The sequence below is a fragment of the Kitasatospora papulosa genome (genome assembly GCF_000717245.1).
Taxonomy (GTDB): domain Bacteria; phylum Actinomycetota; class Actinomycetes; order Streptomycetales; family Streptomycetaceae; genus Streptomyces; species Streptomyces papulosus.
Map to the genome: position 1 here is coordinate 61,043 of NZ_JNYQ01000019.1, position 15,535 is coordinate 76,577.

Below are 15,535 nucleotides of genomic sequence, written 5' to 3' on the forward strand. Positions count from 1 at the left end.
ACGACCAGGAGGACATGCGGTGCAGCGGAGGGTTGTGGTCGGTGTGAGCGGTTCCCTGGGAAGCCTCACGGCCCTCCACCGGGCCACTGCCGAGGCCCAGGAGCGCAACGCGGAGCTGTATGCGGTCCTGGCCTGGCAACTGCCCGGTGGAGGGCTGGGCAGCCGTGCCACGTACGGCACCGCCCTGCTGGGGGAGTGCCGGGAGGCGGCGAGGGACGATCTGTGCACGGCTCTGGACACGGCGTTCGCCGCAGGAAGACCGGGAGTCACTTTGGTCGGGTGTACCGTTCGGGGCGACCCGGGGGCGGTTCTCGTCGATGCTGTTCGGTCGTCCGACGACCTCCTGGTCGTCGGCACGGGCATCCGCGGCAGGTGGTTCCCTGGACTGCGGGCGCCGGTGGCCAGGCATTGCCTGGCACACGCGCCGTGCCCCGTGCTCGCCGTCCCCCCGAACCCGCTCGAGGCCGAAATTGCCGCAGTACGGCGCAGGACGTGGTCGCCAGACAACACGGCGCCAAGTTCCCCATGGCCGTCATGAAGATCACCGATGACGAGGACGGACTGCCGGCCTTCTACGACTTCTCCGCCGAGCACCGGGACCAGCTGAGGACCACCAACCTGATCGAGTCGACCTTGGCGGCCGTCCGGCTGCGGACCAAGGTCACCCAAGGGGCCGGCTCACGAGCGGCCGCACTTGCGATGGTGTTCGAGCTCGTCGAGGCCACCCGGACCCGCTGGCGAGCCGTGAATGCACCCCACCTCGTCGCCCTCGTCCGAGTCGGAGCCCACATCGAACGCGGCTACCTCGTGGAGCGGCCGCAGACGACCGCAGCATGACTCATGAACAGGGTGGCGGACCTGCCTCAAAGTTCGAGATCATCCGGTCATGTCGGATGACACGCCAGGACAGGGCCTCCCAGCCGGCTTCGGGTTCCGGCCGTATCGGGGTGATGTGGACCACGGCCCCATGGCCACGGTGCGGCTGGAATGTGTCGAACGGGACCGGGTCGACGCCCGTTCGGTGGTGGAAGGGCTCCCGACAGCCGCCGAGATCGCCGAGGCCTCTGCCAAGCTGGACGAGCCGTCCAAGAACCAGGTCCTGGTGGTGCGCGACGGGAGCGTCGTCGGCTACTCGACGATCCGGTGGTGGCAGGAGCGGGACGATACGTGGCTGTACCTGCACCGCGGTTACCTCTTGCCCGAGCATCGCGGCCAGGGCATCGGATCAGCCATGCTGCGCTGGGCCGAAGAGCGGATCCGCCAGCTCGTCGAAATACACGGCACGGTGCGGACTGCGGTGATCGGTGCGAACGCCATGATCTCCGAGCAGGATGCCACGGCGCTTCTGCTCGCAGCCGGCTACCGACGTGTCTTCAGTCTGGTCGAGCTAGAGCTGGGCGATCTGCAGCAGTTGCCCGAGCCGGGCAGCGAACTCCGTCCCGGGATACGGACGGGGCCGATCGGGACCAGCCACTACCGCGCGGCCTGGAGGACGGTCGTCGACTCGTATGCGGACACCGGTTTCACCCAGAAATGGTCCTTCCAGGACTTTGTCGACACCGCCAACCCGGCATGTTGGAGGGCCGCCTGGAACGGGCAGGACATGCTCGGCGTGGCCCTCTGCTCCATCCGCGGCCACGACCACACCGTGGGCGAGGTCGAAGAGCTGAGTGTCCGAACGGACCAGCGACGCCTCGGAATCGGCCGGGTCCTGCTGCTGGACGGGCTGCGAAGTCTTCGCGAGCGGGGCGCAACGACTGCCAGGTTGTACACGGGCACGGCAAATCCGCACCGATCCTACGATCTTTACGAGAGCGTGGGGTTCCGGAGACGGAACGAGTATGTCCGCTACCGCAAGCCGCTCGTTTGATCGACCGGTCATCGGACTGTCCGGTCGATCCACGGAATTTGACGATATCTCCACATGGAGTGCCATGCCGTCGACCGTTCCGGCCCCGGTGGTCCTCCTGGCGATGTGCTGGGCGGACGCCAGATCCTTATCGGCCTGACTGAGTGGTCGTCGCCCCATGTGGCACCTTCGCGCACGCCTTCGTCCCGGGCTTTTGTCGCCGACGCGTCCCAGCGTGCCGGCGACGAGAGCCGATCGCGTTGTGCGCCCGAGCACTCCGGTGAACCCGCAGTGCTGATCTCCGGAGCGGTCGTCAGTCCGAGTCGACCGTTTCCTTTCTTGTTCATGCATTTCTGATGGAGGAAAGTCAAAATTCGAACGTATCGATCCCGTGTCCTCTCTTCGCTCGGGAGTTCGCCTTCTCTGTGCTCGCCGACTTGACGAAGTAGCGTCGACTTGCCGCCGAACGAGGGGCGTCCCGTCACCGGCCTCCCGACCCACCCCGAACCGCCTGAACAGCAGCAACGCCGGGCTCTCCGGCCCTGACGCCATTCGGCCGACGGGTCGGCGGGGTGCCCGGGCGCTCTTGTTGACGTCGGAAAACTGCCAGAAGGTGTCTCCTGTCCCTGCTGCAATAGTGCTCACAACCATTTGTGACGCCCCACAACAGGACGGGATTCGTGTCCACAGCAACGACTGCTTCCATCGACCCAGCTGAACTGCCGGCACGGTCGCCACTTGTCTCGTGGCTGGCCGTGATCTCGGTGATGCTGGGAATTTTCTCGATCGTCACCACCGAAATCCTGCCGATCGGATTGCTTACCTCCATCGGGTCGAGTTTCACCATCTCCGATGGAATGGCCGGCCTGATGATGACCATGCCGGGCTTCCTGGCGGCCATCTCGGCACCTCTGGTCACCGTGGCAACGGGGCGCATCGACCGGCGTCTCATGCTGGGGGCGTTCGTCCTCCTGCTGGCGCTGGCGAACTTCCTGGCGGCGGCTGCGTCCAGCTACTGGCTGGTCCTGGTCTCCCGGGTCATGGTCGGCATCACCATCGGAGGGTTCTGGTCGATCGGGGCGGGACTGGCCGGCCGGCTGGTACCTCCGGAGTCGGTCGGCCGCGCCACCGCCGTGATCTTCTCCTCGGTACCGCTCGGATCTGTGCTCGGCGTACCGATGGGCACGTTCATCGGGGACGTCGCGGGGTGGCGTACAGCCTTCCTGGTGATGGGAGTGCTGACTCTCGCCGTGTTCGTCCTGCTGATCCTGGTGGTCCCGTCCCTGCCCGCGGAGGAGCCCACACGCCTGCGCGTGCTCACCGGCATGCTGAAAAGCGTCAACACCAGGTTCGCTCTGGTGATCACCTTCCTGGTCGTGCTCGCCCACTTCGGGGCCTACACCTACGTCACCCCGTTCCTGGAACAGGTGACGCACGTGGGCGCCGGGCTCATCACCGTGTTCCTCCTCATCTACGGGGCAGCCGGCATCGCCGGGAACTTCCTGGGCGGATCACTCGTGGGGCGATACCCGAGGGCCACCTTCGCGGCGGCCGCCGCGATGATCGGCGGGGCGACCCTGCTGCTCCCTGTGCTCGGCGGCAGCCGGCTCGGGGCGGTGAGTCTGCTGATCCTGTGGGGTGTCGCGTACGGGGCCGTTCCGGTCTGCTCCCAGACCTGGTTCGCCAAGGCATGTCCCGATTCCCCCGAGGCCTCATCGGTGCTCTTCACGGCGTCGTTCCAAGCCACCATCTCGATGGGCGCCCTGGCCGGAGGCGTGGTGGTCGACCAGTCCTCCCCGTCCGTGGTCATGGCACTCGCCGGCACGGCCGCGGTCTTCACCGTGGTGGCCATCGGCGTTCACCAGGCCCGAAAGGTCACCTGGCCCGAGCCGGCTCACCAGCCGTAGGGCCACAGCTCCTCACCCAGGGCTCCTGCCCGACGTCCGGTCCGCCGTAGCCACCCCGCTGCGACGGGCCGGTCCGGTGACCTGCACACACATCCCTTGTCCCAGGGACACGGGCGCCCGCATCAGGCAGGCGTCCGCCGTTCTTCCGTTCTTCGACCGAAGGAGTACGTCGCTTATGTGCGGCATCGCGGGCTGGGTAGATTTCACGCGCGACTTAGGACAGGAGCGCGCCGTCGTCGACGCCATGACACGGACGATGGCGTGCCGCGGCCCGGACGACGAAGGGGTGTGGATCGACCGGCATGCCGCGATCGGCCACCGCAGGCTTTCGGTCATCGACCTGGAAGGCGGCCGCCAGCCCATGACGGCCGAGGAGGACGGACGCACACTCGCCGTCCTCACCTTCAGCGGCGAGATATACAACTACCGTGAACTCCGGTCCGACCTCGCCTCCCGGGGGCACCGCTTCCGTACCCGCAGCGACACCGAAGTGGTGCTGCGCGGCTATCTGGAATGGGGGGAGGGACTCGTCGACAAGCTCAACGGCATGTTCGCATTCGCCGTCTGGGACGTCCGCAGCCAGGAACTGCTCCTCGTGCGGGACCGGATGGGCGTCAAACCTCTGTACTACTACCCGACGGCCGACGGGGTCCTGTTCGGCTCCGAACCCAAGACGATCCTCGCGAACCCGGGAATCCCCCGCCGGATCAACGTCGACGGCTTGCGTGAACTCCTGGACATGGTCAAGACCCCCGAGCACGCGATCTTCACCGGGATGCACGAGGTCCGGCCCGGCCACACCGTCCGGGTCCGCCGCGAAGGTCTGGTCAAGCGCTGCTACTGGGCGCTGGAGGCAAAGGAACACACGGACACGCTGAAGCAGACCATCGACACGGTCCGCGGCCTGCTCGAGGACACCGTGAGCCGGCAGCTCATCTCCGACGTCCCCCTGTGCAGCCTGCTCTCCGGCGGACTCGACTCCTCCGCGATCACCGCCCTGGCCGCCAAGGCGCTGGCCGCCGAAGGAGGGGGCCCGGTCCGCTCCTTCTCCGTCGACTTCGTCGGAGCCGAGGAGAATTTCGTCCCCGACCCTCTGCGCAGTACGCCCGACGCGCCCTTCGTACGGGACCTCGTCCAGCACGTGGACGCCGCGCACAAGGAGATCCTTCTCAACAGCGACGACCTGAGCGACCCCGGGGTCCGGGCGGCAGTCCTCGCCGCCACCGACCTGCCCCCCATGTGGTACGGAGACCTGTGGCCCTCCCTCTACCTCCTCTTCCAGGCGGTACGGGAACGCTCCACGGTCGCACTGTCCGGCGAGTCCGCCGACGAACTCTTCGGCGGCTACAGCTGGTTCCACGACCCCGAGGTGCTCACCGCCGAAACGTTCCCCTGGCTGACCACCACTCCGGGACCGTTCTACGACGGCACACCGCTGTTCGACGGCGGCTTGCTGAGAACCCTCGACATTCCCGCATACCGGCGCTCCAGCTACGGCGACGCCATCGCCGAAGTCCCGGTCCTGGCAGGTGAGACCGGCCTGGAGAAGCGCATGAGAGAGATCAGCTACCTCAACCTCACCCGCTTCCTCAACACCCTCCTGGACCGGAAGGACAGGATGAGCATGGCCGTCGGACTGGAGGTGCGCGTCCCGTTCTGCGACCACCGTCTCGTCGAGTACGTCTTCAACGCCCCCTGGGCCATGAAGACCTTCGACGGCCGTGAGAAGAGCCTGCTGCGCGCCGCGACCCGCGACGTGCTTCCCGAGTCCATCGCGCAGCGGGTGAAGGCGCCCTACCCCAGCACCCAGGACTCGGGCTACGAGAAGAAGCTCCGGGACAGGCTTGCCGAGGTCATCGGCCAGGGCAACGCGCCGATCCTGCCGCTCCTCGACCTGGAACGGACCCGCGGCCGCCTCGACGGAAGCATCAGCACGGCCAGTACGCAGATCACCCGCATCGACCTGGAAGTACCGCTCTGGCTCAACGCCTGGCTGGAGTCGTACGACGTCACGATCGACCTCTAGCGCGTCGGATACCGCACGTCCTTCCAGCACCGCCCAGTAGTACCGCTCCTGCAGCGCTCCTGTCCGTGACCGGCTCCGAAGGCCGCGGACACCCCTACCCCGGCGGCCCTCTCGTCTCCCGAAGGGCCGCCGGGTCCTTCCCTGCTCGCCCGCCTCGCGTAAGGAATCCTCGATGGCCTCCTCGTACGGTCCGCCTGCGGCACCACAGGAGCCCGCGCCCGAGGCCGGCTGGTCCGACCGGGTGTCGGAACTGGCCGCTTGGCTCGACGGCATCCTGGCCGGGCTGCATGGCCTCGACCTCGAAGGTGTCGCCCCGTCGTCGGCGTACAGCGCCGCAGGCACCCAGGCTGGAACGCCCGATGCTGTCCTGTGAGATGACGGTCGAGGAGGCCGCCGCCGCCGTCGGCGGGCGCGAGTTGTCGCCCGTCGAGCTCGTCGAGTCCGTCCTGACCCGCTGCGAGGCGAGCGAAGGACGGCTCAACGCCTATGCCACCGTGGACGCGGACCGAGCGAGGAAAGCCGCCGCACGGGCAGAGCGCGAGATCCGCGAGGGTGACTACCGTGGCCCGCTGCACGGCATCCCCTACGGACTCAAGGACATGATCGACACCGCCGGGATACCCACCACGGCTGGGTCACGGGCGTGGGAAGGCCGTGTACCGGGCCAGGACAGCACGGTGGCCGCCCGGCTCGCGCGGGCCGGTGCCGTCCTGGTGGGCAAGACCCAGACACATGAGTTCGCCTACGGCCTGCTCACCCCGCAGACGTTCAACCCCTGGCGGGCGGAGCGCACGGCCGGTGGTTCGAGCGGGGGATCGGCGGTCGCGGTGGCCGCCGGTTCCGCCCTCTTCGCCCTCGGCACGGACACGGGGGGCTCTGTACGGGTTCCGGCGGCGCTGAACGGCGTCGTCGGCCTCAAGCCCACCTACGGGCTCGTCCCGTGCGTCGGTGTCGCCCCCTTGTCATGGTCCCTGGACACCGTCGGCACGCTGACCCGGACGGCCGGGGACGCCGGCCTCGTGCTGCGGGCCCTCACGGACCAGGGGCACCACGGCCCCGGGACACCGCCCCGGTGCGCCGGGACGCGCGGTGACCTGCTGGGCCTGCGCGTCGGCGTTCCCGCCGCCTTCTTCTTCGAGCACGTCGACCCGCAGGTGGAAGTGGCGGTCCGGCAGGCCATCGAGGACCTCCGGGCGCTGGGCGCCACGACCGTACCCGTGGTCCCGCCCCTCACGGAACACATGGAGGCCACCCACTGGGGGCTGATGGCTCCGGAGGCGGCAGCCGTCCACGAGCGCGGACTGCGGGAGGTGCCGCACCTCTACGGGCGGGACGTACGTCTCCTGCTGGAGGCCGGAGCGCACATCCTGGCCGCGGACCATCTCCGTGCCCAGCGCTCCCGCACCCTGATCCGGCAGGCCTGGCTCGGCGTGTTCGACGGTGTCGACGTGATCGCCGCCCCCAGCGTGCCGCTGACCGCGGTGCCACGGGACCAGGACACCGTCAACTGGCCGGACGGCTATACCGAGTCCGTCACCTCCGCGTACGTACGGCTCTCCGCGCCCGGCAACGTCACGGGGTTCCCCACACTCTCCCTGCCCGTCGCGCGGGACTCCGACGGCATGCCCATCGGCATGCAGCTGATGGCCCGCCCGTTCGACGAGTCCACCCTCCTACGCACCGGTTCCGTCTTCGAGAGGTCCCGTGACGACCCGGCCCGGCCCGCCCCCGCGCAGGGGACGCATCACTGACAGACCGCGGGCGCATCACCGCCAACCGCCTACTCAGCACGCGCGACGCCCCGCATACTGCCGCTACGCCCTCGCCGAACCGGCACCGAGCACCGAAAGGGACCCCGCATGAACACCGGACCGTCGCCCCTGTCCGCCACGACGGCGAACGCCTTCTACCACGACCTGGGCAATGGCCGCTTCGCGAGCTCACCGGCTACGGCGGGGCCCTGGAGCGCCAAGACCCAGCACGGCGGTCCCCCCTCCGCGCTCATGGGCCGAGCCATGGAACAGCACGCCCCCCGGCGCGGGATGCGCATCGCCCGCGTAACCGTGGAACTGCTGCGCCCCGTGCCCGTCGCGGATCTGGAGCTCGAGGTACGGACCGTGCGCTCCGGCGGCCGTACGGAGATCCTGGAGGGCGAGATGACGTCCGGGGGCACCCCGGTGCTGGTGGCACGCGCCTGGCGGCTGGTCGCCAGCCCACCCGAGACGCCGTCACTGTGTCCCGCGCCGGCCGCGCCGCAGCGGCCGGGCCCGCAGGCACCGCACACCATGGCCGCGGCCCACCTCGAAGGCTATGTCTCGGCCATGGAGTGGCGCTTCGAGCCCGGCAAGGGTTTCGACTCGCTCGGTCCCGGGACCGCCTGGGCACGCCAGCGCATCCCGCTCGTCGAGGGAGCACAGGACACGCCGTTGACCCGGGCGCTCACCCTGGCCGACAGCAGCTGGGCCGTCGCGTTCGAACTCGACCACCACGCGGGACTCGTCATCAACACGGACATCACTCTCGCTCTGCACCGCGACCCGGTGGGCGAGTGGCTGTGTCTGCGCTCGGACACCGCGGCGAGTCCCGCCGGTTCGGGCCTGGCCCTCGGGCAGCTCGACGACGCCATCGGCGACTGCGGTCGGGTCCTGCAGACCCTGCTGGTCACCGAGCGCGGAACCCGCACCTGACCAGGTGTCGCCTCGACGCGGTCGGCTGCGGGACAGGGCCCGCAGCCGACCGCGTCGAGGCGACCGTGTCTCAGCCGGGCCAGTCGACGAGCAGGCTCCGGGGCCCGCGGAACGAGACGTTGGCCGGGAAGTCGAAGTCCTGGTCCGCCACCAGCCGCAGGTCCGGGACGCGCTGAGCGAGCAGGTCGAGCGCGATCCGCGCCTCCATCCGCGCCAACGGGGCGCCGATGCAGTAGTGGATGCCCTTCCCGAAGGCGAGATGCCGTCGAGCGTCGCCCCGGGTGATGTCGAAGCTCTCCGGTTCCTCGAAATGCTTCGGGTCCCGGTTGGCCGCTCCGAGGAGGATCAGGACCTTGGCCTCGGCGGGTACCCGAACGCCGCCGACGTCGACCGCACGCGTGGTGATCCGCCGCCACGCGGGAATGCTGCTGTCGTAGCGCAGCAGCTCCTCGATCGCCTTGGGGATGAGCGAGCGGTCCGCGCATATGGCGGCCCACTGCTCCGGGTTGGACAGCAGTTGGCGTATCGCGTTGCCGGTGAAGCTCGTCGTGGTCTCGTGGCCGGCGAAGCTCAGGCCGTAGGCGACGTTGGTGATGTCGGCGAGCGACAGCGCGTCCGGGTCGGCCAGGTGGATCCGGACCAGATCGCTGGTGAAGTCGTCCACCGGCTCCGCCGCCCTGCGGGCGACGAAGTCCTCGCAGTACTTCCAGTAGTGCGTCATGTTCGTGGCGATCTCACGCTGCTCGTCGGCACTGGGACGGCCCCAGCTGAACGCGATGCGATTGCCGCACCAGCCCTTCAGCATGTCCATGTCCTCGTCGGGGAAACCGATGAAGGTGAAGATCATGTATGCGGGCAACGGGTAGGTCAGCGCCGCCACCAGGTCCACCTGACCGGGTTCGACGGCATCCACCAGCTCGGTCGCCTTCGCCCAGACCTTCGGTTCCAAGGTGGCGATGCGACGGGGGGAGAAGCCCGTCATGTTGTGCTTCCGGATGCGCGTGTGGCGGGGCGGGTCGCAGTCTGACATCACCGGGTAGGCGTGGAAACCCTCCTTGAGGATTCCCTGCGCCTCCTCCGACATCGGAAATACCGGGCGCTGCCCCACAGCCGCGGAGAATGTCCCCGGGTCCTTGAGGACCGCCTCGATGTCGTCGTACCGAGTGATCACCCACATGTCGATGGCCGCGGCGTAGAAGGCCGGAGCCTCTTCACGTACAGCGGAATGAATCGGGTAGGGATCGGCTATATACGGTTCGCCCAGCGGGTCGAAACTGTGATGTACCGGGCATGATGCCGCCGCGTCGATCGATGTCATTGCGTAACCTCCTGGACTCGTTCATTCAATTGCCTTTTTCTTGCACCGGACTTGAAAACGTCATGAGGGGGAACGCATGGCACAGGGATATTTTCCGGGACCCCCTTCCGGCGACTTCCTCAAGCGGGCGCCTGAAGAGGCTCCGCCTCGACCGCCGCGTGGTCCCTGGGAAGAGTTCCGTTCTCGCGCGAACCACCAGGAGATCCCAGTACGTCGAAGACCTCACGATCGACGACACGGTAGGAATGCATTTCCGCGGGAAGATCGTCCTCGTAGAAGACGGCCTCCACCGGGCAGACCGGCTCGCACGCCCCGCAGTCGACGCATTCGTCGGGGTGGATGTACAGCTTGCGGGGACCCTCGTAGATGCAGTCGACAGGGCATTCCTCGATGCACGCCTTGTCCTTGATGTCGACGCACGGCTGGGCAATCACATAGGTCATGACTCGCTCCGAATTCGATGGACCGGACGGCTGACGGGCCGGCCGGTGATTCACGGTCCAGGTGTCGTCGCGGGACGCAGGCCGACGGAGCCGTCCCACACCTCGGCGAGCGTGCCCTCCCGGAGCACCACGAGGTGGCGCCCGGCGGGGGCGCTACCGTCCAGCGGTACCGGTAGGCCGTACGCGCGCTCCAGTGGCACGGTTGTCACCAGGGCCAGACCGACGTCTGCGCTCCGGGTGAACTCCGGGCCGTCCGTGCCGACGATGAGAAGACTGCCGACGGTCGCCAGCTCCACGGGAAAGGCGCCGTCCAGACGGACACGGGTGTCACAGCGTGTGCCCAGGGCCGTCTCGTACAGGGCGACGGCTGCCGGGAACGCCGAGGCGCTCACCGCCCTGCGGACGAGCAGGACCGGCTCCGCACCGCGGACCGCCGGGCGGGGGGAGGGACGCGGAAGCTCGCCCGGCTGCGGCCGATGCTCGACCAGCTCGGCGACGGTCCCGTCGGTGTAACGCACTCGGGCGCGGCTGCCGGGGAGGATCGTCTCGGGCGGCTCGAGGACCGTGGCCCCGGCAGCACGCAGTCGCTTCAACTGCGCTGTCAGAGCAGGCACGATGACGGAGTGCGCGGTCCGCCGCTGGATGTCGGTGAACGGCCTGACGCTCGCGATCAACAGCATGTTCCCCACCGCCGCGAGTTCCAGGCCGCCGAAATCCGGGATGGGCATACGCAGATCCGCGGCCGTCCCGGTCAGCTCCTCGTAGAAGCCGATCCGCTCGTCGAGCTCGGCGAGGTGGATGAGGGAACGGGCCAACAGACGGGGGCGGGTCAGCACGGCGGAGTCCGGGTTCGCCCGGAACCACCGGTCAGGCAGGACAGTGGTCCTGGGTGCTGCAGACATGGGCCGATACCTTCTCTCTTCGGTCGGACTGGGAGGACCGCAGGGCGGCAGGCACGGGGGACCGGCGGAGCGCGGCCCCGCGCGGTGCCCGGCCCGTACGAGCCACCCCGGGGCTGTTCCGTAACCCCCGGGACATCAGCACGCGGCGTCGGATGCGATGGGTCACCACGCATGCGAGGTCGGCCCGGCGCCCCACCAGCGGTCAGCACGCAGCCCCCAGGCGGACAGCTCCTCGTCCACCAGGCGGGCCAGGGACGAGCCGTCACCGAAGTGGTCGGGCATGCCGGTGACGGTCACCGCCATCCTGTCGCCGGTACGGACCAGACACAGCGACGCGCGGATGCGGGCCCGGTCGGCCACCACACCGGGCACGTTCATGGTCCGTACGGCGACGCCGTCCGCCGGCCGCCCGGTGAAACGGGCCACCGCGTCGGGCGTCCGGCCGAAGTTGGAGGCGACGACGTCGGTCTGCTGCGCCCCCGGCCGCAACAGCCGATGAGCCCGACCCGCGGGGAGCAGATGCCACAGGGTCTCCGGTACCAGCGTGCCGCCGCGCTCTCCCGTGCGGCTCAGCAACTCCCTGGTCGCGTCCCGGGTACGTCGGAGGCCGGCGTACCGCGGGGGGCCGCCCTGGACCGTCAACGGCAGGACCACCAGGGCATTGGCCCGCCCGTCGTCCTTCGATTCCCGCAGGGTCATCGGCAGCCCCACCTCGATCGGGGTGGGGCTGTCCGTGCGGACGGCGGCCCGCACCAGATTGGCGGCGAACTCGATGAACAGGCTGTTCACCGTCCCGCCCCGGGCGCGGGCCTGTTCCTCCCACGCGATCGCGTTGGTCTCGACGATCAGCGACGTGAAGAAGCGCGGTTCACCCCCGACCGACGGACCCGCCGGAGGCCGGCGCAGTGCCGCGACGAGTCCGGCCCGTTCGGCCGGACTGCCCAGGAGACGCGGAAGCCACCGGACGGTATCGACGCCGGCACGTGCGGCCTGCCGCAGGACGTCGACCGCGTCACCCAGCGGGCTTGAAGCGTCCGGCACCGGACGGTCCGGCGGGCCGCCGGAGGCGATGGCTGCTTCAGGCACGGTCCGGTCCGGCCGACCGCCCGAGGCGATGGCGTCGAAAATGCCCAGTCCGTCGCAGCGGAAGTGCGGCACGGTCAACGAGACGACGCTGCCGCTGCCGTACGGTGCGGCGGCCAGCCGCCACAGCGCGTTCGATCCGGGCGGCAGCGGAACCCGCACCTCCCGGTCGGCCCACTCCATCAGCGTGCCGACTGTCACCGGTCGCGCGGCGGTGTCCAGCTCCTCCGTGTTGTGGGCCCGGACCCAGGTGCGCCGCGCCCCCGGGATGCGCGAGGGGGCCGCCCGGCGACTGAGACGACCCTGGTCCAGGCGATGCCACTCCGCCTCGAGCGTGCGACGGGGCACCGGACGGTCGAAGGACCACAGGACCTGCACGATGCGGCTGGAGCCGAGCCTGTCGGCCGCGGCGTGAAGCATTTCGTCGGTGGGGTTGAGACGTACGGTGCCGGGCATCAGGCCATCGCCTCCAGTAGCAGTCCGGCTGCGCGCTCGCCGACCGCGGGCGCCAGTTTGAAGCCGCCGCCGTTCCAGCCTGTCGCGGTGACCAGGCCGTCCACCTCGGGTGGCACGCCCACAGAGGCGGGCCCCTGCGGAGACATCGCGTCGTAGGCCGCCACGCCGCCCACGGCCGAGGCTCCGGTCAGTCGAGGAAGACGTGGGATCAGGATGTCGCGGACCCGTTCCACCTCCTGGTGCGGGACGTCGCGGCGCACCGAGGCGGGCACACCCGTCAGCGGCGAAAAGGCACCCGCCAGCACGACGGACGTGTTGTCCCACGGGCGTAGCCACGCACCGGTGGCCCGGTCGACGACGGCCGGCAGCGCGAGGGGCGCGGCCCTGGCCTGGAGCCGGAAGAGGCAGTAGCCCACCGCCCGGGTGTGCAGCGGCAGATGGACGCCCACGCCCGCCGCCAGGGGTGTGCTGCCGGTACCGGCGGCGAGCAGGACGGCCCGTGCCCCGACCGGGCCGGTGTCCGTCCCCACTCCTACCACCCGGGAACCCGAGGTGAGCAGGTGCGTGGCACGTGCCCGCAGGAGGCGCAGGCGCGGTCCGGCGTCCTGGACCATGGCGGCGGCCACGTCGCGCACCGGCAGCCAGCCGGCGTCGGGCTCGTACACGGCGTATTCGTCGGGGACCGTGTGCAGCCAGGGGAAGCGTGCGCCGATCTCGTCGGCGGCGAGGATCTCGGCCTTGTGCCCCGCTTCCAGGAGAGACGCCACCCGGGGGAGTGCCGCCTCACGTTCACCGGGTGCGAGGAAGGTGAGGCTGCCCCGGCCTCGTACGGCGGGCCAGCTGCCGTGCCATCCGCGCTTCCGGTAGACGGCCAGTCCGGCGGACGCGAGGTCCTCGTCGCAGTCGGACGGGGCGAAGGCGCGGACGAGACCGCCGGAGACACCTGTGGCGCCTCCGGCGATGCCGGCCTCGTCGACCACGACCACGCTGAGGCCGGCGGCCGTCAGCCGCTCGGCCGTGGCCAGACCGATGATGCCCCCGCCGACGACGGCGACGTCCGCGGTGACGACGGGGTGGCTCACGGGGAGGTCCCGGAGGCCACTAGCTCCTCGTGGTCGCGTAACAGGTCACGCTGGAGCGAGTCGGCGATGTCCGTCGCCCGGACGGACAGCATGGCCAGGGCGCCGGCGTCACCCATGCCGTGGCTCGCCTCGCAGAGCCCGTTCAGATAGACCCGGAGCGGTTGCGGGCTGTCCGCCGGGGACTTGAGCTCGATCGAGTAGTCCCGTGCGACCACGGGGACGCCGTCCTCGTCGAGCGGCAACCGGTGGGCGATGCCTTCCAGGAGCGGGTGGTACGGCTCGTCGCCCTGCTCACTGCCGAAGTCCCGGAAGCCGGTGGCCAGGACGACCACATCGGCGTCGAGGGTCTCCTCGGTGAGGTGGTTGACGTCCCGCAGTATCAGACGCTGCCCTTGCCCCTCGGACCGGCTGACGACCACCTCGGAGAAGGGCTTCATCAACAGTCTCTCGGAACCGGTCAGTTCGAACTCCCGTTGGGCGCCGGCCAGACGGTCGATGACGTCCTGGTCGCAGGCGGCGTAGTTGACCGACCGCAGGTCGTCGCGCAGCCGGCGCTTCTTCGCGTTGGACAGAGGATGGAAGTAGTCGACGAACTCGGGCAGGAACACCCGCCGGCTGTACGGACTGGTGTCCTTGAGACGGAACCCGATGGTGCGGTGGACGGACACGACCTGCTGTACCTGAGGGCGCGCCAGCAGATCGAGGATGATCTCGATCGCGCTCTGGCTTGCACCGACCACCACGACCCGAAGGGGGGGACGGTCGCCCAGCCTTTCGATGGACGAGAGGTACCGCGTGGAGTGGAAGACGCGCGGCCCGACACTCCGCTGGAAGGCCGGCGGGACCCGGGGTGATCGGCCGGTCCCGACGGATACCGTCCGGCCGAGGTATTCGCCGCCGTCGTCCGTCTCCACGCGGAACACCTCCCCGCCGTCCTCCCCCTGGACGAGGGAGAGGCCGACGGCCGAGCGTCCGTAGTCCACCTGCTTCCGGAAGGCGTCGGCGACCCAGGTGAGATAGCCGGCGTACTCTCGGCGCAAGGGGAACTTGGCGTTCAGGTGCAGGTAGTCCGTCAGTGAGCCCTGGGACGCCAGGTACTTGACGAAGGTGTACGGGCTGGCCGGATTGCGTGGCATCGCCAGATCGCGAAAGGGATTGTTCTGGATGTCGGCCCCGGACAGCAGCTGCTCGCGCTGCCACTGGAAGTCGGTGGACCGTTCGATGAAGTGGGCGGTCCCGGCGCGGTCGCGCTCCTCGAGCGCGACCGCCAGCGAGAGGTTGGCGGGTCCGAACCCCACTCCCAGTACCGGGTGGATCGTTTGGCTTGTCACGGTTCACGCATCCTCGACTTGTCGTGTATGCAGGAACGTCGTACGGCATGGGTGAAGTGCGCCGGTCAGGTGCTCAGGAGCGCCGTCTCGGTGATGAGGTTGGTGTCGTCCACGTGGACGACCCGGGACTTGTGGTCGGAGACCTCGTCCGGGGTGAGCTGGGCGTAACTGATGATGATGACCTTGTCGCCGGTCTCGACGAGGCGGGCGGCTGCCCCGTTGACGACGACCTCGTTGGCGGAGGGCCGACCGAGGATCGTGTAGGTCTCGAAGCGGGCGCCGTTGTTGACGTTGACGACGTGGACGAGCTCGTGGATCCCGATGCCGGCCGCGTCGAGCAATTCGGGGGAGATGGTGATGGAACCGACGTAGTTGAGATTGCTGTCGGTGACGGTGGCCCGGTGGATCTTCGAGTTCATGAAGGTGCGCAGCATGGTGGAACTCCTGTCGG

The 15,535-nt window shown here is 69.2% G+C and carries 14 protein-coding genes and 1 pseudogene; 8 read left to right on the forward strand and 7 right to left on the reverse strand.

The annotated features are described in order from the left end of the window. Positions 1-19: 19 nt before the first annotated feature. The 8 genes and pseudogenes from IA22_RS0131140 to IA22_RS0131175 all read left to right on the forward strand — a co-directional run bounded on the left by IA22_RS0131140 (position 20) and on the right by IA22_RS0131175 (position 8,469). Positions 20-538, forward strand: coding sequence for a universal stress protein (locus IA22_RS0131140; RefSeq protein WP_038273176.1), 519 nt, complete (start codon positions 20-22; stop codon positions 536-538). Then, positions 469-837, forward strand: a pseudogene (locus IA22_RS0131145) (transposase); the annotation flags it as partial. The gene IA22_RS0131140 and the pseudogene IA22_RS0131145, both read left to right, overlap by 70 nt. 49 nt (positions 838-886) lie before the next feature. Next, positions 887-1,870 (forward strand): GNAT family N-acetyltransferase, encoded by a 984-nt coding sequence (locus tag IA22_RS0131150; RefSeq protein WP_030125533.1) that lies wholly within the window; start codon positions 887-889, stop codon positions 1,868-1,870. Positions 1,871-2,529: 659 nt separating this feature from the next. Continuing rightward, the gene (locus tag IA22_RS0131155; RefSeq protein WP_030125534.1) at positions 2,530-3,756 is read left to right on the forward strand and encodes an MFS transporter; all 1,227 of its coding nucleotides are present in this window, start codon (positions 2,530-2,532) and stop codon (positions 3,754-3,756) included. A 175-nt stretch (positions 3,757-3,931) separates the two neighbouring features. After that, entirely contained in the window at positions 3,932-5,782 is a 1,851-nt protein-coding gene (gene asnB / locus IA22_RS0131160; RefSeq protein WP_014158275.1) for an asparagine synthase (glutamine-hydrolyzing), read from the forward strand. Between the two features lie 172 nt (positions 5,783-5,954). Beyond that, the gene (locus tag IA22_RS0131165; RefSeq protein WP_014158276.1) at positions 5,955-6,155 is read left to right on the forward strand and encodes a hypothetical protein; all 201 of its coding nucleotides are present in this window, start codon (positions 5,955-5,957) and stop codon (positions 6,153-6,155) included. Then, on the forward strand, positions 6,142-7,533 hold the full coding sequence (locus IA22_RS0131170; RefSeq protein WP_014158277.1) for an amidase: 1,392 nt from the start codon (positions 6,142-6,144) through the stop codon (positions 7,531-7,533). The genes IA22_RS0131165 and IA22_RS0131170 overlap by 14 nt, the downstream gene beginning before the upstream one ends. Positions 7,534-7,641: 108 nt before the next feature. Next, a complete protein-coding gene (locus IA22_RS0131175) occupies positions 7,642-8,469 on the forward strand; it encodes a thioesterase family protein (RefSeq protein ID WP_014158278.1) in 828 nt (275 codons plus the stop codon). Positions 8,470-8,539: 70 nt separating this feature from the next. Here the strand turns inward: IA22_RS0131175 and IA22_RS0131180 are convergent, their stop codons facing one another. The 7 genes from IA22_RS0131180 to panD all read right to left on the reverse strand — a co-directional run bounded on the left by IA22_RS0131180 (position 8,540) and on the right by panD (position 15,518). Then, the gene (locus tag IA22_RS0131180; RefSeq protein WP_245229631.1) at positions 8,540-9,646 is read right to left on the reverse strand and encodes a cytochrome P450; all 1,107 of its coding nucleotides are present in this window, start codon (positions 9,644-9,646) and stop codon (positions 8,540-8,542) included. 260 nt (positions 9,647-9,906) lie between these two features. Beyond that, positions 9,907-10,230, reverse strand: coding sequence for a ferredoxin (gene fdxA / locus IA22_RS0131185; protein ID WP_014158280.1), 324 nt, complete (start codon positions 10,228-10,230; stop codon positions 9,907-9,909). A gap of 50 nt (positions 10,231-10,280) precedes the next feature. Then, complete coding sequence (locus IA22_RS0131190; RefSeq protein WP_030125535.1) at positions 10,281-11,132, reverse strand: VOC family protein; 852 nt, start codon at positions 11,130-11,132, stop codon at positions 10,281-10,283. Between the two features lie 162 nt (positions 11,133-11,294). Next, positions 11,295-12,671 carry a hypothetical protein gene (locus tag IA22_RS0131195; RefSeq protein ID WP_030125536.1) on the reverse strand — a complete coding sequence of 459 codons (1,377 nt, stop codon included), beginning with the start codon at positions 12,669-12,671 and terminating at the stop codon, positions 11,295-11,297. Further along, positions 12,671-13,753: an NAD(P)/FAD-dependent oxidoreductase gene (locus tag IA22_RS0131200; protein ID WP_014158283.1), complete on the reverse strand. Its 1,083-nt coding sequence runs from the start codon at positions 13,751-13,753 to the stop codon at positions 12,671-12,673. The genes IA22_RS0131195 and IA22_RS0131200 overlap by 1 nt, the downstream gene beginning before the upstream one ends. Continuing rightward, complete coding sequence (locus IA22_RS0131205; RefSeq protein WP_030125537.1) at positions 13,750-15,084, reverse strand: SidA/IucD/PvdA family monooxygenase; 1,335 nt, start codon at positions 15,082-15,084, stop codon at positions 13,750-13,752. Before IA22_RS0131205 ends, IA22_RS0131200 begins: the two co-directional genes overlap by 4 nt. A gap of 65 nt (positions 15,085-15,149) precedes the next feature. Further along, a complete protein-coding gene (panD, locus tag IA22_RS0131210; protein ID WP_014158285.1) occupies positions 15,150-15,518 on the reverse strand; it encodes an aspartate 1-decarboxylase in 369 nt (122 codons plus the stop codon). Positions 15,519-15,535 lie beyond the last annotated feature (17 nt).